This window comes from Corynebacterium hesseae, assembly GCF_037850265.1.
Taxonomy (GTDB): Bacteria; Actinomycetota; Actinomycetes; order Mycobacteriales; family Mycobacteriaceae; genus Corynebacterium; species Corynebacterium hesseae.
In genome coordinates, this window is sequence record NZ_CP137211.1 from 741,154 (window position 1) to 760,249 (window position 19,096).

The following is a 19,096-nucleotide window of genomic DNA, read 5'->3' on the forward strand; positions in this document are numbered from 1 at the left end:
GGCGTGAAGTACAGCAGCGAATCCCCCACACGTACCGGCGTCACGCTTCCCCCCTCGCCGGATGTCCGCCTTATTCCCCGAAGACGTCGTGCCGCCACGCGCACGTGGGACGTGCCATTGCCGCAACAGGGCACGTGGCGAGTCCTGGGAGCGGCGGGATCGGGAGTATCGAGCCTGCTTATCGACGTTGTCTTGGCACAACTGAACGCCGGCGCCGATGCCTCCGGCATCCTTGTCGTTGCCCCGTCCAAGGAATCCGGCTCGTTGCTGCGCCGCGAGTTAGCTGAAAACCTCGATGACTACGCCGCACAGACCTCGATGGTGCGCTCGGTACACTCGCTGGCTTTTGCGCTCCTGCGCCAAGGCAGCGAGGAAGAGCTGCGCCTCATTACCGGTGCTGAGCAGGATGCGGTGATCCGTGAATTGCTCCAGGGGCATGCTGCCGATGGCAGGGGCGCGTGGCCGGAGGAGATGCGCCCAGCCCTTGAGTACGTGGGGTTTGCGCGCCAACTGCGTGACCTGTTGCTGCGCTCCATCGAACGCGGCCTGGGGCCTTCAGATTTGGAAGAGCTGGGACAGCGCTACTCCCGGCCCATGTGGGCAGCCGCGGGCGAGTTCCTGCGCGAATATGAGCGCACCCAGGCGCTGGCGGGTTCGCATTCCTACTCCGCTGCGGAGCTGGTTAGCCAGGTTCTTCTGCGCCCGGAGCTGCTGCGTGAGCATCCATGGCACACCATCGTGGTTGATGATGCCCAGCTGCTGGACCCGACCTCAGGGCAATTGATTGCTGAGCTGGCGAAGACCGCTCGACTCACAGTGATTGGTGGTGACCCCGACCAAGCGGTCTTTGCCTTCCGCGGTGCCAACTCGGAATTCCTCACCACTTGGGAAGCAGAGAACGAGCTGCGTCTGAACTCTACGCACCGCACGCCTTCCCCGGCGTGCGTCAGCGTTGTGGATTCCCGCGGTACTTTGCGTGATGTATTGGCTAATACGGTTCGCCGCCGCCACCTCGAAGACGGGGTGCAATGGCGCGATATCGCGGTGATAGTGCGCTCCACCGGGGATATTGGTCCCGCCCGTCGCACACTGCTTAGCGCTGGTGTGCCGGTACATATCAATCCCACGGACGTTGTGCTTGCAGAGCAGCGCTTGGTCAAAGCAGTGCTCCTGGCATTGCGCGCCTTGGAGAACGAACTCGATCCTGCAGAGCTCGAGGACCTAATTACCGGGCCTGTCGGTGGAGCTGACCCGGTAACATTGCGCCGACTCATCCGCGGCCTGCGCCGTTGGAAGCCGGAGCAGCGCGGAATGGAATCGCTGCGTGAGCTGCTGGACGGTGAGTTGCCGGACTTCAACAACCTCCTCACGGAGCGCGAAGAAGCGATTCTGGCGCGCATTCGCGGGGTGCTGTCTGCTGGGCGTGCGGCCCTGCGCGCGGGAGCTGCCGTTGAGGAAGTCCTCTGGGAGGTGTGGCAGGCCACCGGTTTGGACACGCGCCTGCAGGCAGCGGCTCTGCGCGGTGGTGCCGCGGGCTCCCAGGCGGACCGCGACCTGGATGCGATGATGGCGCTGTTCGACGCTGCCGGTGATTACGCCGAGCGCCGTCCGGCGGCATCGTTGGAATCCTTTATCTTGCACATCACGGAGCAGGAGCTGCCCACCGGCGTGCGCGATCGCCGCGCTGCCTTGCCTGATGCGGTAGAGATCCTCACCGCGCACGGCGCGGTGGGGCGCGAGTGGGACACCGTTATTGTGGCGGGCGTTCAAGAAGGCTCATGGCCCTCGGTGGGGGAGACCGGCTCCCTCTTTGGGCAAGAAGACCTCATTGATCTCATCGACCGCGGCATTACCCCCGGCACACCGGTGAGCCACGTGTCCGGGCGCTTAGCGGAGGAGCGCCGCCTCTTCCACGTGGCTACCACCCGCCACTTGAGCCGCCTGCTCATCGTGGCGGTGGATTCGCCGGAGGGCGATGTGGTGGAAGAGCCCTCCCGCTTCATCGACGAATTCCTTTCTGCACGCGGAGTCGATGTTCCCGGTGCACAAGCGCGCCGGGAGGCCGGCAAGCGCCTCGCACGCCAGGCCTGGCCGCGTGAGTTGGGCCTCGAGGTTCCGGAACCGAGCCCGGTCACACTGCATAGCGGTTCACGTGGGGATGAGGAAGTGGATCCCCTCGATGTCTCGGTGTTGTCAGTGCCTTCCTTCGTGGCGCAGCTACGCCGCTGCGCTACCGATCCGGAAACCGGAGAGGCGGAGCGCTCCCAAGCGGTACGGCAGTTGGCACGTTTGGCAAAGGCTGGGGTCCCCGGGGCGAATCCGGATCACTGGTGGGCCGCGCGCGGCGTGGCCTCCGAGCTTCCGCTGCGTGGTTCGAGCAAAGTATCGCCGTCCCGGGTCGATGCCCTGCTCACGTGCCCGCTCAACGCCGTGTTGGGGCAGCTGGTGGAAGATGATTCCTCGAACATCAACCTCGTGCGGGGTAACCTGGCGCATGCCTTCCTGGAGGCTTTAGGCCGCGGCGCGGCCGCTGAGCCTGCAAAGCAGCTGGTGCTGGATGCCTTCGACTCGCTCCTCGAAGGCCCCGCGTGGCACCGGGAAGCTGAACGTGCGGACTTTGAACGCCTCATCGACCGCACCCATGGCTGGGTGCTCTCGAGCTCAGTCTCACTCGAGCCCGTGGGCGTCGAGGTCCCCGTCACCGTGGATATTGGCCCCGATGTCACCATCCGTGGGTTCATCGACCGGCTGGCAAAAGCCGGCGAGGACTATGTCGTGGTGGATCTCAAGACGGGGACAACAGTCCCGTCGGCCAGCAGTGCCCAGGACAATACTCAGCTCATGACGTATCAGTTGGCGCTAGCACACGGCCAGCTCGTCGGGGCTGAAGCAGAACCAGGTAGCGAATCTCATGACGTGTCCATCCGGACCGGTGATGGCCTGCCGCGCGGCGGTGGTGTTCTGGTGTACCCGCGGTCGAGCGCTGCCTCCGTGTCCACCCGGGAACAAGCCACCAAGCCCCCGGAAGAGCTTGCAGAATTTGCACAAATGCTGCCCGCACTCGTGGCTGAGCTGCGCGGACCGGATCTGACCGCGCGCGAAAATGCCGATTGTGATCGCTGCCCAATCCGCTCTATTTGCCCCGTGATGAATGAAGGAGGTCTGGTGACCAATGCCTAAGAATCCGGCTCAACACTTCAGCCCTGAGGAGCTTGCTGCCGCGCTGGGCAAGCCTTTTCCTCCCACCCCGGAACAGGCCGCTGTTATCGATGGCCCGCTCGGTCCGAAACTCGTCGTGGCCGGCGCTGGCGCCGGTAAGACGGAAACGATGGCCTCACGCGTGGTCTCACTCGTGGCGAATGGTCTGGTGAGGCCCGAGCAGGTCCTCGGCCTCACCTTTACCCGCAAGGCGGCCCAGCAACTGGAGCAGCGCATCCGCCGCCAGCTGTTGACGCTGCGTTCTTCTGGAATCCTTGCCCCGGGCAGCCCGGCGGCTGAGGCGGTAGAGAATATCGCCCCCAACGTGTCCACGTATGACTCCTATGCAGGCGATCTCGTCCGCGAGTATGGCTTGCTCATGCCGGTGGAGCCGAATGCCCGCATCATCACGGAGGCGGAACGCTACGCCATCGCTCATGAGGTGGTCAGCAACTACACGGGCTCGCTGAGCACCGATAATGCGGTGGCCACGGTGACCGCGACCTTGCTCAAGCTCGCGGAAACGATGGACGGGGAGCTCAAAGATCCGCAGGATCTCTATGAGCACGAGGATATCTTCCGAAAGACCGCTGAGGATCTAGAAAAGAGCAAGCGGACTAAAGGCGAGTTCGGCAAAGACTTGCAGAAGTACTTGGATACCCAGCGCTTGCGCTTGGAGTACCTGCCCTTGGTGGAAGCTCTCAAGAAAGAGCAAGCGGAGCGCGGGGTGATCACCTTCGGTGAGCAGATGTCCATCGCCGCCACCCTGGCCAAAAACTTCCCGCTTTTGGGTGAGCAACAAAGCGCGCGCTACCGCGTCATCATGTTGGATGAGTACCAGGACACCTCCCACGCGCAGCGCATCCTATTGCGCTCCCTCTTTGGTGGCGAGCGCGAGGGACTATCCGTTACTGCGGTTGGTGATCCCATGCAGTCCATCTATGGCTGGCGTGGCGCGACGGCCGAAAACCTGGAGGCTTTTGTCACGGACTTTCCGCAGCCTGATGGCACCCCGGCGCCGAAGGATCAGCTCACCACCTCTTGGCGCAACCCGTCGACGGTGCTGGGGTTGGCCAATGACGTGGCTTCGGAGCTCTTCTCCTCAAGCCCCGGCGAGCGCCCCGTGGATGAGCTGTCGCCCAAGCCCACGGCACCGGCTGGTACGGTTGAGCTGGGTTACTTCGCATCTGAGGACGAGGAGCGCGCCTTCATCGTTGATCACCTTCGTCAGCTCTATGAGTCCACGCCGGAAGGCGAGGATTTCAGCGCCGCCGTGCTCGTGCGCACCAATAGGCAATCGCCTTTGATCGCCGCCGCCTTGGATGAGGCTGGCGTGCCCAATGAGATCTTCGGCCTGGGTGGCCTACTCTGGCAGCCAGAGATCCAAGACCTCGTGGCGGTGGCTACGCTCTTGGTGCGTCCACAGGACAGCGCAGCGGCATTGCGCGTGCTGACCGGTCCGATGTGTGGCTTGGGCATCGCCGATATCCAGGCGCTGCATTCGCGTCAGCGCAACCTGGCAGGCGCCACCGAGGGCCGCACTCGGTGGGAGGGCGGTGATCCTTTGGAGCACCTGGCTATCCAGGTCGAAGAGATCACTGCGGAGGGGCCGGACCAGGTGCTGGGGCTTGCCGACGCCCTCGCAGACCTCGGCGAACGCGATCGCTACAGCGCCGAAGGATTGGAACGCATGGAGGAGGTCTCCTCCAAGCTGCGTTACTTGCGCACCTATTCCCTGGGTAAGTCATTGAATGACATCATCGCCGACATTGAGCTACTCTTCGGCCTGCGCACCGAAGTCCTCGCTTCCGGCAAGGCTGGTGGGACTACGCACCTCGACGCTTTCGCTGACTTCGTCGCGGGCTTCCACGGGGATGGCCTGGCCGGCCTCTTGGACTACCTTGAGCTGGCTAAGGAGAAGGAAGATGGACTCGAGCTGGGAGAGGTCCCGCTCGTGCGCAACCGCGTGCAGATCATGACGGTGCACAAGGCCAAGGGCTTGGAATGGGAGCACGTCTGCGTGGCACATGCGGATTCCTCGAGCTACAAGGCGCAGGCGGAAACCTTCCTGACCAAGATCGAGAAAGCCCCGGGTGATGAGGACGTCATTGATGTCCCCGAGGATGCGGTGACACGCACCGACTTCGACAAGGCGTGCACAGCATTCAAAGAACAAAACCGAGAGTTCCAAGCGGAGGAAGCGGCCCGTCTGTTCTATGTGGCGATGACCCGCACCGAGTCCACGCTGACGGTGACAGGCTCCGGGACCAATAAGAAGAAGGGCAAGAGCAAGAAAGGCCCTTATTCCTACCTGCAGTTGCTGGCGGATAAACACCCAGATCTGGTGGTCCATTGGGAGGTCCCCGAGGTTCCGGAAGAAGAAGCAGAAGGCGCGGTTGCAGAGGCGTCTTTCCCCTCGCTGACCCCGCAAGCGGAAGCGCTGAAAGCAGCAGACGCGGTGCGCGCGGCGATGGAGGATTTACCGTCGCTGCGTGATGGCGAAGTCTTTGGGCTCTGGGAGCAGGAGGCGAGTGCGCTCATCGAAGAGCACAAGGCCCTTCAAGCCCCCGTGGTCGATGTTGAACTGCCTGGCGAGCTGACGGCTTCCGACATGGTGGCTATGTCGGCGGATCCCACCCAATTCGCGCGCCGCCAGCGTCGCCCCATTCCCTTCAAACCCAACTCCTATGCCAAGCGCGGCACAGCTTTCCATGCCTGGCTGGAGGATCGTTTCGGTTCTCCAGCCTTGCTGGGGGAGGACGAGCTGCCAGGCTCGCACGACGAACCGGACCATGACTTGGAATCCCTCAAGGAGTCTTTCTTGGCCTCCGAGTGGGCACAGCGCACTCCCGCTTATGTCGAGGCACCCTTCGAGATCACCATTGGGGACTCGGTTGTCCGCGGCCGCATGGACGCGGTATTCCAGCAGCCGGATGGCTCCTGGCTCATCGTGGACTGGAAGACCGGCCGCCGCCCGCAGGGCGCCGCATTGGCCTCGGCGCAGATTCAGCTGGCTGTATACGCAGAAGCATGGCGGCGCATCCACGGCGTGGAGACCGTCCGCGCGGCGTTCTTCTACGTGCATGAGAATTATCTCTTGGAGCCGGATGACTTGCCCACCGGAGCACGGTTGGCTGAGCTTTTAAGCTCCGCAGTTTCCACGCCACCGGGGTTGAGTCTAAGGTAGTCTCACGAGGAAATCCGCACTGTCTAGGGAGGTTGGCACTTCGTGCCCAAGCACTTAGGTAAACGCTTTACATCGCGTTTCTTGTCGCAGGTTGAGCTGACCTCGCAGCCAGATCATGCGCTGATCGACGTCATCACGATTCCGCGCACGCAGAGCACCAGCCCGTGGAAACAGCTGGCAAGCCGCGTTATTTGGGCCATGGGGCTGTTGGTCTTCGTCACCATCGTCGTCTTTTTCGACGGCGATGGCTACAGCGAAGACCTGTCCTTCCTCGATGCCGCCTATTATTCAGCGGTGTCGTTGACCACTGTGGGCTACGGCGATATCGTCCCTGTGACCCCCACGGCGCGCTTTATCAACCTCGTTATTGTTACTCCGGCCCGCCTGCTCTTCCTTGTTTTGTTGGTCGGTGCTACCTTGTCGGTTCTGACGGATCGAGCCCGTCGCACGTTTGAAATCCAGAATTGGAGAAAGCAATTGCGTAACCACACCGTCGTCATCGGCTATGGCACCAAGGGCGCCGGTGCGGTCGCCGCGCTTATCGCCGATGACGTCCCAGCCTCCCAAATCGTGGTCGTAGACAATAACCGTGCGGCCCTAGCCAGCGCCGAGCACCATGGCCTTGTCACCATCTATGGCTCCGGAACCAAACAGGATGTCCTGCGCATCGCCGGCGCGCAGCACGCCTCCTCCGTGGTGGTGACGCCGTCCACGGACGATACCGCGGTGCTGTGCACGTTGTCTGTGCGCGAGCTCAATCCGAAGGCCAAGGTTGTCGCGTCTGTGCGCGAATCCGAAAACCGCCACCTCCTCCTGCAGTCCGGTGCCGACTCGGTGGTCACCTCCGCGGAAACGGCCGGCCGCCTCCTGGGCCTTGCCACCGTCACCCCAACGGTGGTGGAGATGATGGAGGATCTCCTCTCTCCGAATGAGGGCTTCTCCGTGGCCGAGCGCGCTGTACGCGAATTCGAGGTGGGCTCTAACCCGCGCCACCTCGCGGACATCGTCCTGGCCGTCCTGCGCAACAACGAGCTGCACCGCGTCGACACGGCAGATGCTTACGCGCTCAAGCCCGGTGACCGCCTGCTCTACATCAAGCACGAGATGCAGCAAGCCGCGGAAGATACCGATGAAGATGAGGACGAAGGCAACTAATGTTCCTGCCCGTCACCGAAGCCGGCCGCGTTCCGGTAACGCCACAAGGGCAACCTGTTTACCTGGCTGAGCCGGCCGGGGATATCGTGGTGACAGCCGGGGCTATTCACGCTTTCCTCGTGGACACTGAGTCCGCCGAGCGGCTCGGGACGTTGCGCGATGCCACCTTCTTCAACGGGCAGCGCGATATCCTCAAAGCGCTGCACCTGATTCGTAACCGTCGTGAAGCGCGCTTTGATCCGCGCACTGGGCGTGAGCTGTCCTATCCTGCCCCGGGGGCCGTGGGCCACGACGGCGAGCGCCTCGTTTTCCCGCGCCTCGATCCGGCCGTCATCGGCATCATCCGCCACCCGGAAACGGACCGTATTCTTCTGGCTCGCAACCGGCACCGTTCAGGGTTCTTTTCACTCATTGCCGGTTATGTCGATCCCGGCGAGACCCTCGAAGAAGCCATGGTCCGCGAGGCTTTGGAAGAAACCGGTCGCCGCGTTGAATCAGTTACCTACTGGGGCTCGCAACCCTGGCCACCGAGTGGTTCGCTGATGGTGGGCTTTTCCGCGGTCACGGAGGATGTCCGGCCCGTGTGCGATACTGACGGAGAGCTCGCGGAAGTGCGGTGGGTGTCCCGCGCTGAACTGCCAGAACTGACCATTGCCCGTAAGGGCTCAATTGCACACACGATGATTATGGAGTGGTTCCACGGTGATGAGACCGGATCTGTCCCTGCTCGATGAAGACCAGCGGGCCGCAGCCACGGCGCCGCGCGGCCCGGTCTGCATCCTCGCGGGTGCCGGTACGGGCAAAACGCGCACGATTACCTATCGCATCGCCCACATGGTGGACCAGGGCTTCGTCAACCCACAACGCGTTCTGGCCGTCACGTTTACTACTCGTGCCGCAAGCGAAATGCGCGAGCGTCTCAATCACATGGGCGTCGGGGGAGTGCAGGCCCAAACCTTTCACGCCGCGGCGCGCCGTCAGCTGAAGTACTTTTGGCCGCAGGTTGCGGGGGATCTGCCTTGGCAGCTCATCGACAACAAGTTCAGCCTCGTGGGGCGCGCGGTGCGCTCACTCGGATTGGACAACAACAAGGACACCATCCGTGACTTCCTGGGGGAAATCGAGTGGGCAAAGTCCTCGCTGATCAGCCCCGAGGGTTATCCCGGCATCATCGAATCCACGGACCGCGAGGCACCGGGGGACCCGGCCAAGGTGGCGGAGGTCTTCCGCCGCTATGAGGACATGAAGGCCACCCCGGATGTCATGTACCTCGATTTCGATGATTTGCTCATGCATATCGCCGGTGCCATCGAGAACGTTCCTTCGGTGGCAGAGGTCTTCCGCGAGCAGTACCGCACCTTCGTGGTGGATGAGTACCAGGACGTCACGCCGCTGCAGCAGCGAGTATTGGAGGCGTGGTTGGGTGAGCGCGATGACCTGACGGTTGTGGGCGATGCTAACCAGACCATTTACTCCTTCAACGGGGCTTCCCCGGAGTACTTGCTGAATTTTTCCCGCACTTATCCGCAGGCCACTGTGGTGAAGTTGCAGCGAGACTACCGCTCCACCCCGCAGGTGACGGACTTGGCCAACGAAGTTATCTCAAAGGCTTCGGGCCGCGCTGCGGGAACCCGTCTGGAGCTGCAGGGTATGCGCGAGCCCGGCCCCGAGCCCACGTTTAAGGCCTATGAGTCTGAGGAGATTGAGGCCAAGGAGGTCGCGGGCCAGGTTCTGACCTTGCTCAACCAGGGAGTTAAGGCCTCGGAGATTGCGATCCTCTACCGCATCAACGCGCAGTCGGAGCAGTTTGAGCAGGCGCTTGCCGACGCCGGAGTGGTCTACCAGGTCCGCGGCGGCGAAGGCTTCTTCCGCCGCCCAGAGATCTTGGAGGCCATCCGCGTGCTCATCGCCGCCACGCGCCGCGATGATCTGCCGAACGATCCGGTGGCCGTGGCGCGCGCGGCCTTCGTGGAGCTGGGACTGTCCGCCACGGAGCCGCAGGGCGCGCAGGCCCGTGAGCGCTGGCAGTCGCTCACCGCACTGGTGGATCTCATCGCACAAATCGTGGAGGACAACGAAGGCATCGATCTTCCCGGCGTGCTCGGTGAGCTGCACCGCCGTTCCGAAAATAAGCACAACCCCACGATGGAGGGCGTCACCTTGGCCACCATCCACGCAGCCAAGGGCTTGGAGTGGGATGCGGTCTTCCTCGTGGGCCTCACCGAAAAACTGTTGCCCATCAACCACGCCATCAAGGCCGGCGATGAGCACGTGGAGGAGGAGCGCCGCCTGTTTTATGTCGGCATTACCCGTGCCCGCGAACACCTAGCTCTGTCGTGGGCGTTGGCAAAGACCACCGGCTCGCGAGCCTCGCGTGAGCGCACTCGTTTCTTGGATGGCGTGGTGCCAGGAATCGAAGAAAGCCAGTCCTCCAACCGCCGCTATCGCCCGCGCCGCTGCCGGGTGTGCTCGGGCCAGCTCAGCAGCCCAGCGGAAAAGGTCTTAGGCCGCCACGAGTGGTGTGAATACGAGGGCGATGAGGATGTCTTCAACGCACTGCGCGCGTGGCGCGCGTCCGTGGCGAAGGACTCTCAGGTACCTGCTTATGTCGTGTTCTCTGACGCTACCCTGCAAGCGATCTCGGAGGCGCTTCCCACAAACGAAGCGGAGCTGCTCGATATCTCCGGGGTAGGCCCTTCCAAGCTGGAGCGCTATGGCGCGGAGGTGCTGCAGATCATCGCGTCTGCCCGCGCTTAAACACCGGCGCAGTACGCGCAGCGCGGGTGTTCAATGAGCAGGCGGCGTTGCTCCATGCCGTAGAGGTCTATCTCCGTGAGCTCACCAGCTAGCGGTTTACCGCCGGGTGCCCCGGGTGGGGCGGGTCTTCCCAAGAGCCGGCGAATGGTCACCACCGCATGCATCACTATCGCCGTGCGCACGATGGGATCACCCGGTGGCTCTACCGCTGCGGCGCGGTGAGCCACCTCGTGCCACTGCTCGTCAGCTTCGATGCGGTGCAGGTGCGCGCACATCGGACAGGGACCGGCTCCAGCTACGCGGACCGGTCCGATGATGCCGCGGGCATCGAGCATGGACACTGGCAGCCAGGTCGCCGGGGAATTGCTCAGTGCTTGTGCCCATTCCGTGGCGCCATCCAACATATCGACGGCCACGATAGGCAGGTGCCCGGCCACGTTCGCGATGTACTCGGCGGGGGTTTCGCTGTGGAGAGGGGAACGGGGTTGGAAGGAATCGCTAAGCAGGACGTCGCGCAGCTCATTAGCCAGGACCGAGGTTCCCAAAACCGCCACGCGCTGGGGACGGGGAGCCGGCCACAGAACGCGGTAGCTAATCAGATCATCGACCAGACTGCGAGCAGCGGAGGCGCTAACGCCTGTGTTCTCGATGGACTTTTCAATGGTCTGCCGGGTCAGCGGAGTGCGCAGCCGGTTGAGCAGCCCCGCCAGCTGCGGGTGGGCTTCGAAGACCCCAACGCGCGTGGCATCCATCCCACATTGGAGAATTCCAGGCTCGCGTTCAATGACCACGGTTTCTGGCGCCAACATGTACGTCTTAGCACCCATGATTTTCCTCCCCGTTCTTTAACCCACCCCAGTTGTGTTTAGCCACCATTGCACCACAGGTAGAATGCCCTGTCATGTCGAGCAATCCCGAGGTACGCGTTATCCGCTCCGCCCGGCGCCGCCGCACTGTCCAAGCCCGCGTCGTTGATGGCGTCGTGGAGGTGCGCATCCCCGCCTGGATGTCGGCGGCGGAGGAACGTGAAGCAGTGGATGGCATCGTGGCGAAGGTCCGCAAGAAGCACAGCTCTTCGCAGCTTTCCGACGACTCCTTGTCCTCTCGCGCCCGTACCCTGAATGCCCGCTTTCTGGAGGGCCGCGCCACGGTGGGATCCATCCGGTGGGTGAGTAACCAAAAATCCCGCTGGGGTAGTTGCACTACCTCAACGGGAGATATTCGGATTTCTGACCGGCTGCAGGATGTTCCCGACTACGTCCTCGACGCCGTCATCATCCACGAGCTAACACACACCTTCATCCCGGGCCATGGCCCGGAGTTTTGGGAGTGGGCCGATCGAGCCCCCAAAGCCGAGCGCGCGAAGGGATACCTCGAGGCCTACCAGCGCTTCCGCTAGTTCTCGTCTTCCGGCTTGTCCTTTTTGTTTTCTTTATCCTCGCCAGCGTCCGTGTTCTTGTCCTCGCCAGCAGCATCGCTGGCGCTGGCGTCCTGCTGGCGGAGCATCTCCTCCAGCTTGGAAAACTCTTCTTCAAAGCCCTCGTCGGGGGTGTCATCGAGCAAACCGTCGATGAAGGAAGCCGGGTTCTCCAGGTGCTCTGCGGTAGGTAGCAGGTCCGGGTGGTCCCAGGCGGAGTCACGCTTATCGGCGCCCACTGCGACGGTGGCGCGGCGCCACAGCTCAGCTGCCGCCTCTACCTTCGGCGCGTTTAGCTCAATGCCAACGACCTGGGAGAAGGCCTTCTCCGCAGAACCACCGGTGGAGCGGCGGTGAGCCCACGCCTCATTCATCGCCTTCGTGGACGGGATGCGCTCACCCAGGGCCTCGGTCACTACGTGCTCGACCCAGCCCTCGACGAGTGCCAGGAGAGTCTCCAAGCGGGAAGCCGCGCCCGCATTGCGGGAGGTGATGCGCGGGGACAGGTCCATGCCTTGCAGCTTGTTCATCGCATCCTGGATGGCCTGCGGGTCACCGGACTCCAGGTTGAGCTCGCGTGTGGCTTCCTCGATGTGAGAAGTGTCGATGACCAAGCCCATGGCGTATTCCTCCACGGAGGAGACGAGGCGCTCAACCAACCACGGCACGTGCTTGAACAGGCGCTGGCGGGCGGCCTCACGGGCGCCGATATAGACCAACACTTCTTGGCCCGGAACGTTGAGATCGCGCGCGATGGCCTGGATGTTGTGCGGCAAGAGTGCGGTGGTGCCTGCGGGGGAGACCGGCAAGCCGAAGTCAGAACCGGTGAGCGCCTGCGCGGCCAAGTCACCCAGGGCATGGCCCAGCTTCATGCCGAAATTCATGCCGGACATCGAGTTCATCATCGAGGTCATCGGCCCCATCATCTCGCGAGCTTCTTCCGGCAGGGATTCCAGCTGCGCGGAGTTCATGTGCTCCGCCACCGGGGTGACCATGCGCTGCCACATCGGCAGAGTCTCATCCAACCATTGCGCAGAATTCCACGCGGTCACGGTGCCGGATGCGGTGGGCAGAATCGTGGCATCATCCAGCCACAGTTCCGCCAACCGCACGGCTTCCTGCACTGCAGTGCGGTCTTTATCATTGATCTCTTTATCGCCGGAGATCTGCTGGTGCGCGATGCGCTTGGCCAGGTCATAGTTGACCGGGCCGGCACCCTCCGGGGAATTCATGGAGGAACCCATGCCGGAGAGCATCTGGCCAAACTGATTCAACAAGTCTCCTAGGCCACCGTTGCCCGCGCTGAAGCCGAAGGCGCCGAACGGGTTCTGGTCGCGACGATCGTTATCATCGTCATCGTCGTTATTGGGGAAGGAAAAACCGAATCCGTTGCTCATGGGGCCTAATCTACTAGGTTTCCTGGCGCGGATTCTAGGACCACGGCAACGCTGAGAGCGAACAAGCATCACGAGGCTGTAGGCTGATCCTCCGTGAAATCTTCGCAGAACCCCCGAACCCGCCGCCTGTCCACCCTGACGTGGGGAGCCATTCCGGTGGTGTTGACGGGAGCCCTGCTCAGCGTCGACCACATCCCCGGCACCGACATCACCCTGTCGGTGCCGTACGCCGCCGAAGGACCAGGCCCTACCGTGGACACATTGGGTGAAGTGGAAGGGGAGCCGGTGGTCAACGTCGAGGCCCCGGAAACGTTCCAGCCGCAGGGGCATCTCAACATGACGACGGTCTCCGTGCGCACCAACATGACGCTAGCGCAGGCCGTCGGTCGGTGGCTTTTCACCGATGACACCATCGTCCCCATCGGCAGCGTCATCCCGCAAGGCAAGACGGATGAGGAAGTTCAGGAAGCCAATCAACAGGCTTTTACCCAGTCTGAGTCGGCGGCTACCGTCGCCGCCATGGACTACCTGCACAAGCCCGTGCGTATCGAGGTGGCTCAGGTGCTCGATGACAGCCCCGCTGCGGGCGCGCTTGACGACGCCGACATCATCACCGCCGTCAACGGCGACAAGGTCACGGAGCCTGGCCAGGTACAGGAGAAGATCCAAGCTCTTAAGCCCGGTGATGAGGTGAAGCTGGGGATTATTCGCAAGGGCGAGGAGAAGACAGTCCCGGTGACCCTCGGCGCACACCCAGAGCACGACGACGTAGCTTTGCTGGGCATCCTCATGACCTCAGTGCCCACCGAAGACATCACCGTGGATTACAACCTACAGGACATCGGTGGACCGTCGGCCGGAATGATGTTTACATTGGCGGTGATTGACAAATTGTCCGATGAGGATCTCACCGGCGGCCGGTTTGTTGCCGGCACGGGCACAATCGGTGAGGACGGCGAGGTCGGCCCCATCGGTGGCATTGTCCACAAGGTGCACGCAGCGCAGGAAGCGGGCGCCGAGCTCTTCCTCGCACCTGCAGATAATTGCGCGGAGGCGGTCAGCCGTGGCACCGGCGACATGGTGGTGGCCAAGGTCCACACGCTGGATGACGCCATCACGGCCATGCACGACTTTGCAGAGGGCAAGCCCGTCGAGACCTGCGAAGGCTAGCCCTAAAGGAAGTTGCGGTCCTAGACCAAGCCAAGCTCCTTGAGGCGCTCTTCCGGATCGTCCTGGTCCGTGGAGATCATCTGCTGCATGATGAGGCCTTCGTCGTTGTCCACGACGGTGAGGATGGCCGTGTTGCCCAGCATGGACCAGCCCACCACGCGGTTGCCACTGTCCTCGATGACGCGGGAGCTGCGCAGCTCGGTGAGAACTTGAGTGGTCTGGGAAGCTTTGGTCTTGGACTTGAAGAACTGGAACTGTCCCACCTCGGAACCGGAGCAGTTGAAGGAATCCGTCACGCCGTTGGGATCGCAGCGGTCGAATTGAGCGAAGATCTCCTCCGGGACGAGCCCACCGAAGATCTCATAAGCCTGCTCCACGGAATCAGTGAATGTGCCGCTTGGTTCAGAGGACTCGCTGGAGTCCTTGTCTTTTCGGTCGGCGGGGTTGCGGGTTGAGGATTCATCCTCCGCGTCCGAGCTGGTCTCAGTCTCGGATGCGGCAGGAGAGAGCGTCTCGGATTCCTCGGCAGTGGTTGCCGGGGCCGGCGCGCTGGATTTCTCCGCGGCTGCAGTGGTTTCTTCGCTTGCAGGAGCCGGCTCAGGGGAGGGCGCATCGTCCTTCCCACATGCGGTGAGCAGGCAGCCGGTGGCAAGCACGGCCGATGCTGCGGCGGTGAAGCGAGATGTCAAGCGCACGAGAGACTCCTCTATCGATTCCGTGCCCAGCCCCGAGAGCTGAGCGTTAATGGCCACTGCAGACTGAGTTTAGTCGATTAGAGGTTGAGCCGATTAGAGCATCTCCTCCGGATCTTGCTCCAATCCGTAGCGCAGGGCGGCGATGACCCCCGGTGCCACGTTTGGGCCGCCGCGCAGTTGAATATCGTCCTGCGCGAAGGGGCCAGCTTCTGCCAGTTCCTCCTCCGTGGGGCGCAGCTGCAGAAGCGTGAGTTCAGCGCCGTCCTCGTCGGCATTCTCCGTATCGGCTGTGGAGCTGCCGGCCATGGCGGTAGCCCGCAGGACTCCGGAGAAGAGGCGGGCGGGGCGTGCGTCGCCAAGCGCGGCGTCCGCAGTGTCCTTGAACATGATCTCCTGAGCCAGGATGACGCCGGCGATCTCCCGCGGCCACGCCAGCCGCGAGACGTAGTCCGCGAGGTGCTCCGAGCCCGGCTCGATGCCCTCCGGCAATTCCTGCACCACGAGGGTGAGGGGAGAGGAGTCGTCGACGTCCCCAAGCTGGGCGGCCACCAGCTCGGTGGGCACGAGCGCAAAGAGAGTTGGCGGGGCATCCCAGCCCTCGGCGTGGATGAAATCCACGGCCTCGCGCATGGCCTTGTTGAGCGCGCGGTGTACAGCGGGCTGGGAGGAAGGTTGGGAACTCATAAGCGTCCTTGTTCGTTGACGGTCATAGTGCTTCTCTAGACTAGAAGCTTGATACCTCTATATTCGCACGACACTTGATTGGAGCTGGAGTTGGCTTCCGGACTCAACCGACCCACCGCCCCGATGAAACGTCCGCCCAAGTTTCTCTCGTGGGTTGTCGCCATCATCGCGGTCCTCTTGTTCATTGGCCCCATGCTCGTGGGCTTCTATACGGATTGGAAGTGGTTCGGCGCGATTGAGTACCGCGGGGTCTTCACCAAGACCCTGATCATGCGCATCGTGCTCTTCGTCCTCTTCGGACTAGTGGCGGCGGCCGTCACCTACGTAGCGGGGCTCATTGTCTGGCGTGGGCGCGGCGATTCGATGGACATGGCGGATTTCAATTCCCCGGTTTATCAATATCGCAAATCCATTGAAAGCACGATGAGGGTCTTCCTCAAGGTCATCCCGGTCCTCGTTGGTGTTGTCTCTGGTCTGCTGGGCCAGGCAAATTGGCGCACCGTCATGCTCTTTCTGAACTCCCACGATTTTGGGGTGACGGACCCGCAGTTCAACCACGATCTCGGCTTCTACGCCTTCCGCCTGCCGGTGTGGTCGATGCTGGTCAGCGCTGCTTCCATGCTGGTTGCCGTGTGCTTCCTCATCGCACTCGTGGGGCATTACATTCTCGGTGGCATTCGCCTGGGTAACCGCGCCGCGGGTGTGCGTGGTTCGCTGTCGAAGTCGGCGCGCACTCAACTTGCCGTGACCGCCGGAATCTGGATGCTGCTTCAGGTGGCTGGATACTGGCTGGGCCGCTATGAGTTGCTGTATAACCAGCACTCGCTGTTTACGGGTGGTTCCTACACGGATATCAACGCCTACCTGCCGGCGAAGACCATTCTCATGATCATCGGCGTGTTCGTGGCCGTGGCGATTTTCTCTGCCGTCGTGATCAAGGACTTGCGCATCCCCGGCCTGGCCGTGGTGCTCATGGTGCTGTCTTCCTTGGTTATTGGTCAGGGCTGGCCGCTCATCATGGAGCGCTTCTCCGTGAACCCGAACCGCCAGGCTAAAGAGGCGGAGTCCATCTCCCGCAACATTGAGTCCACGCGTTTTGCTTATGGCCTCACCGATGACAAGGTGACCTACGAGGAGAACTGGGGTGCTGACGACGTCTCCGATGACAAGGTCGCCTCCGATGACTCCACCATCTCCAACCTGCGCCTGCTGGACCCGGACATTTTGGCGCCGACGTTCACCCAGATGCAGCAGCTGAAGAACTTCTACGGCTTCCCAGAAACGCTAGCCATGGATCGCTATGAAATCGACGGCGAGCTGCGTGACTTCGTGGTTGCCGCGCGCGAGCTGGACCCCAACGAGCTGCAGGAGAACCAGCAAAACTGGATCAACCGCCACACCGTGTACACCCACGGCAACGGCTTTATCGCCGCGCAGGCAAATACCGTCGATGAGGTGGCTCGTGACGCCGGCTCCGCCCGCGGTGGTTTCCCCATCTTCACTGTTGCTGACCTGCAGACCCAGGCGGGCAAGGACGCCGAAGGCGAGGGCGAGACCAAGAACGCTGAGGAATCCCTCGGCATCAAGGTTGACCAGCCGCGCACCTACTTCGGCCCTGTGATCGCTAGCGCACAGGATGGCATGGACTACGCCATCGTGGGCAAGACCGGCGATAAACCGGTGGAATACGATACCGATACCTCCACTTACACCTACGACGGTAAGGGCGGCGTAGACATCGGAAACATCGTCGACCGCACCGCCTACGCCCTGAAATACCAGGAGCTAAACTTCCTACTCTCGGACCGTGTTGGCTCGGAATCCAAGCTGCTCTATGACCGCGATCCGCGCGAGCGCGTGGAGAAGGTCGCCCCATGGCTGACCACGGATTCCTCCACCTACCCGGCGGTTATCGACGGCCGCGTCAAGTGGGTCGTGGACGGTTACACCACACTGGATTCCTTGCCGTACTCGCAGCGCACCTCCCTGACGGAGACCACCCAGGACACTCAGAACCCGACGGGCACGACGCAGCGCTTGGTCAACGACCAGGTGGGCTACATCCGCAACTCGGTCAAAGCGACTGTCGACGCCTACGATGGCACCGTCGATCTCTACGAGTTCGACACCGAAGACCCCGTGCTCAAGGCGTGGGAGGGTGTGTTCCCGGGCGTCGTCAAGCCAGAGTCGGAGATCTCCGACGAACTGCGCCAGCACCTGCGCTACCCGGAGGACATGTTCAAGGTGCAGCGCAATCTGCTGGCCAAGTACCACGTGGATGACCCGGGCGTCTTCTTCAACAACGATGCCTTCTGGTCCGTGCCGGAGGACCCCACCGCCGGTGAATCCCAGGGTCTGAACCAGCCACCGTACTACGTGCTGGCTGCCGATCCGGAGACCAAGAAGCCGAGCTTCCAGCTCATCACTTCCTACCGTGGCCTGAACCGTCAGTTCCTCTCCGCACACATGGCGGTGTCCTCGGACCCGGACAATTACGGCAACATCACCGTGCGTGTGCTGCCGACGAATACCCAGACCCAGGGCCCGAAGCAGGCACAGGACGCGATGATGTCTTCCGACCAGGTGGCGCGTGACCGCACGCTGTGGCAGGGGTCGAATGACCTGAAGAACGGTAACCTCTTGGCGCTGCCGGTGGGGGATGGGGAGATCCTCTACCTCGAGCCGATTTACTCGCAACGTAAGGGCCAAGAGTCCGCGTTCCCGAAGCTGTTGCGCGTGCTGGTCTCTTACAAGGGCCGTGTGGGCTATGCCCCGACCATCGGTGAGGCCCTCGACCAGGTTGGAATCGACCCGAAGGCCGCTCAGAACATTACGGAGATCGAAGGCGATACCGGCAAGGACGGTGACCAGGCCGGAAACGCTGGCGGTGACAAGAAGGATGCGGCTGACTCCAAGGACTCCGACGCTTCCGCACCGGCCTCCGCTCCGAAGGCATCGAGTGAAGGCGAGGCTATCGACGCCATCAACAAGGCTCTCGATGGCGTGGACAAGGCTAAGAACGGTTCCTTTGAGGAGTACGGCAAGGCCTTGGACGAGCTGGACAAGGCAGTGGAGGAGTACCGCTCGCTGCAGTCTCAGTAGTAGCTCCGCATAGTCCAGAAAAATGGCGCCTGCCCAGGGGATTTGGGTAGGCGCCATGGCGTCTGTATAGTTACATGAGTCGCCGGCACACGGGGTAACAATCCCAGTGATTAACCACAGTGTGCTGAAGCGCTTGATGTTCGGAAGTACATCTCGACGCGGGGTGGAGCAGCTCGGTAGCTCGCTGGGCTCATAACCCAGAGGTCGTAGGTTCGAATCCTGCCCCCGCTACCAACTTCCCGCCCCTACCAGTGGAAACACCGGTAGGGGCCTTTTCTGTTTTGTGCTGGAATCGCCATTTGGGGCTTTGAATCCTGCACCACGTAGGACTTCG

At 62.4% G+C, this 19,096-nt stretch carries 12 protein-coding genes and 1 tRNA gene; 9 read left to right on the forward strand and 4 right to left on the reverse strand.

Annotated features, from left to right (window positions below):
• Positions 1–3: 3 nt before the first annotated feature.
• The 5 genes from R3O64_RS03530 to R3O64_RS03550 are packed head-to-tail and all read left to right on the forward strand — an operon-like array spanning position 4 to position 10,297.
• Positions 4–3,180, forward strand: coding sequence for an ATP-dependent DNA helicase (locus tag R3O64_RS03530; RefSeq protein WP_339017309.1), 3,177 nt, complete (start codon positions 4–6; stop codon positions 3,178–3,180).
• The gene (locus R3O64_RS03535; RefSeq protein ID WP_339017310.1) at positions 3,173–6,385 is read left to right on the forward strand and encodes an ATP-dependent helicase; all 3,213 of its coding nucleotides are present in this window, start codon (positions 3,173–3,175) and stop codon (positions 6,383–6,385) included. The genes R3O64_RS03530 and R3O64_RS03535 overlap by 8 nt, the downstream gene beginning before the upstream one ends.
• 42 nt (positions 6,386–6,427) lie before the next feature.
• On the forward strand, positions 6,428–7,540 hold the full coding sequence (locus tag R3O64_RS03540) for a potassium channel family protein (protein ID WP_070520204.1): 1,113 nt from the start codon (positions 6,428–6,430) through the stop codon (positions 7,538–7,540).
• Positions 7,540–8,274, forward strand: coding sequence for an NAD(+) diphosphatase (locus R3O64_RS03545; RefSeq protein ID WP_070520206.1), 735 nt, complete (start codon positions 7,540–7,542; stop codon positions 8,272–8,274). Before R3O64_RS03540 ends, R3O64_RS03545 begins: the two co-directional genes overlap by 1 nt.
• Positions 8,243–10,297 carry an ATP-dependent DNA helicase UvrD2 gene (locus tag R3O64_RS03550; RefSeq protein WP_070520208.1) on the forward strand — a complete coding sequence of 685 codons (2,055 nt, stop codon included), beginning with the start codon at positions 8,243–8,245 and terminating at the stop codon, positions 10,295–10,297. Before R3O64_RS03545 ends, R3O64_RS03550 begins: the two co-directional genes overlap by 32 nt.
• Here R3O64_RS03550 and R3O64_RS03555 read toward each other — a convergent pair.
• Positions 10,294–11,124 carry a TOMM precursor leader peptide-binding protein gene (locus tag R3O64_RS03555; RefSeq protein ID WP_070520210.1) on the reverse strand — a complete coding sequence of 277 codons (831 nt, stop codon included), beginning with the start codon at positions 11,122–11,124 and terminating at the stop codon, positions 10,294–10,296. The two genes, R3O64_RS03550 and R3O64_RS03555, sit on opposite strands and share 4 nt — an antisense overlap.
• A gap of 74 nt (positions 11,125–11,198) precedes the next feature.
• Between R3O64_RS03555 and R3O64_RS03560 the strand changes: the two genes are divergently transcribed.
• On the forward strand, positions 11,199–11,696 hold the full coding sequence (locus tag R3O64_RS03560) for a M48 family metallopeptidase (protein WP_070520212.1): 498 nt from the start codon (positions 11,199–11,201) through the stop codon (positions 11,694–11,696).
• On the opposite strand, the gene R3O64_RS03565 is transcribed toward R3O64_RS03560, so the two are convergent.
• Entirely contained in the window at positions 11,693–13,111 is a 1,419-nt protein-coding gene (locus R3O64_RS03565; RefSeq protein ID WP_070520214.1) for a zinc-dependent metalloprotease, read from the reverse strand. The two genes, R3O64_RS03560 and R3O64_RS03565, sit on opposite strands and share 4 nt — an antisense overlap.
• Positions 13,112–13,204: 93 nt before the next feature.
• Here R3O64_RS03565 and R3O64_RS03570 point away from each other — a divergent pair, with 93 nt between their 5' ends.
• Complete coding sequence (locus R3O64_RS03570) at positions 13,205–14,281, forward strand: PDZ domain-containing protein (RefSeq protein ID WP_339017311.1); 1,077 nt, start codon at positions 13,205–13,207, stop codon at positions 14,279–14,281.
• A gap of 20 nt (positions 14,282–14,301) precedes the next feature.
• Here R3O64_RS03570 and R3O64_RS03575 read toward each other — a convergent pair whose 3' ends face one another.
• Both R3O64_RS03575 and R3O64_RS03580 read right to left on the reverse strand, forming a co-directional pair.
• Complete coding sequence (locus R3O64_RS03575) at positions 14,302–15,033, reverse strand: beta-N-acetylglucosaminidase (RefSeq protein ID WP_425248913.1); 732 nt, start codon at positions 15,031–15,033, stop codon at positions 14,302–14,304.
• A 36-nt stretch (positions 15,034–15,069) separates the two neighbouring features.
• Positions 15,070–15,660 carry a PPA1309 family protein gene (locus tag R3O64_RS03580; protein WP_339017312.1) on the reverse strand — a complete coding sequence of 197 codons (591 nt, stop codon included), beginning with the start codon at positions 15,658–15,660 and terminating at the stop codon, positions 15,070–15,072.
• A 123-nt stretch (positions 15,661–15,783) separates the two neighbouring features.
• Between R3O64_RS03580 and R3O64_RS03585 the strand changes: the two genes are divergently transcribed.
• Entirely contained in the window at positions 15,784–18,762 is a 2,979-nt protein-coding gene (locus R3O64_RS03585) for a UPF0182 family protein (RefSeq protein ID WP_339017313.1), read from the forward strand.
• Between the two features lie 157 nt (positions 18,763–18,919).
• Positions 18,920–18,996 (forward strand) — tRNA-Met (locus R3O64_RS03590).
• The last annotated feature ends 100 nt before the right edge of the window (positions 18,997–19,096 follow it).

Bases quoted from the DNA above. Each gene is read 5' to 3' on its own strand.
- R3O64_RS03535 (WP_339017310.1), top strand. From the start codon at position 3,173: ATGCCTAAGAATCCGGCTCAACACTTCAGCCCTGAGGAGCTTGCTGCC.
- R3O64_RS03545 (WP_070520206.1), top strand. From the start codon at position 7,540: ATGTTCCTGCCCGTCACCGAAGCCGGCCGCGTTCCGGTAACGCCACAA.
- R3O64_RS03555 (WP_070520210.1), bottom strand. From the start codon at position 11,124: ATGGGTGCTAAGACGTACATGTTGGCGCCAGAAACCGTGGTCATTGAA.
- R3O64_RS03560 (WP_070520212.1), top strand. From the start codon at position 11,199: ATGTCGAGCAATCCCGAGGTACGCGTTATCCGCTCCGCCCGGCGCCGC.
- R3O64_RS03565 (WP_070520214.1), bottom strand. From the start codon at position 13,111: ATGAGCAACGGATTCGGTTTTTCCTTCCCCAATAACGACGATGACGAT.
- R3O64_RS03580 (WP_339017312.1), bottom strand. From the start codon at position 15,660: ATGAGTTCCCAACCTTCCTCCCAGCCCGCTGTACACCGCGCGCTCAAC.
- R3O64_RS03585 (WP_339017313.1), top strand. From the start codon at position 15,784: ATGAAACGTCCGCCCAAGTTTCTCTCGTGGGTTGTCGCCATCATCGCG.